Source organism: Vibrio sp. 2130-1 (genome assembly GCF_033339515.1).
In genome coordinates, this window is sequence record NZ_JAWOUT010000292.1 from 1 (window position 1) to 696 (window position 696).

The 696-nt window shown below is 49.7% G+C and carries 1 protein-coding gene; it reads left to right on the forward strand.

All coding sequences use genetic code 11. The features are described 5' to 3' along the window. Positions 1-13 precede the first annotated feature (13 nt). On the forward strand, positions 14-696 hold a 683-nt coding region (locus tag R7Q09_RS25805; protein WP_318143898.1), incomplete at its 3' end, for an ABC transporter permease subunit.

Genomic DNA, 696 nt, shown 5'->3' on the forward strand with positions numbered 1-696 from the left:
GAAAGGAGCAGTTATGTCTGCATTTGCTTTTTTTGGCGCGCTTGAGATCGGCTTGATTTATGGCTTGGTTGCTTTGGGCGTCTATCTTACGTTTCGTGTTCTTGATTTTCCTGACTTAAGTGTTGATGGTAGTTTTCCTATGGGAGCCGCGGTTGCTGCGACAGCTATCGTTGCAGGCATCAACCCTTGGATTGCAACCGGTATGGCGATTATCGCTGGTGGCATGACAGGCTGGGTCACCGCATTTCTCGCTGTACGCTGTGGAATTTTGCATCTCTTAGCGTCCATCCTCACTATGATTGCCGCGTTTTCTATCAACATTCGCATCATGGGCAAACCCAATATGGCTCTTTTGGGTGAAGACACCATTCTCACTCCTTTTGAATCGATGGGTGATGCGATGTTTATTCGTCCGTTGGTCGTAGGCGTACTGGTTCTCATCTCTGCCTTTTTGGTGGTGCGATTGCTAAATAGCGACTTCGGCTTGGGCCTTCGAGCGACGGGTGTGAATGGCCGAATGGTGTCTGCACAAGGCGCAAGCACAGGGTTCTACACCTATTTTTGTTTGGCGCTGTCGAATGGATTTGTTGGCTTCGCTGGTGCGCTATTTGCGCAAACCAACAGTTTTGCTGACGTAACATCAGGCGTTGGTACCATCGTGGTCGGCTTAGCGGCGGTTATTTTGGGCCAAACACT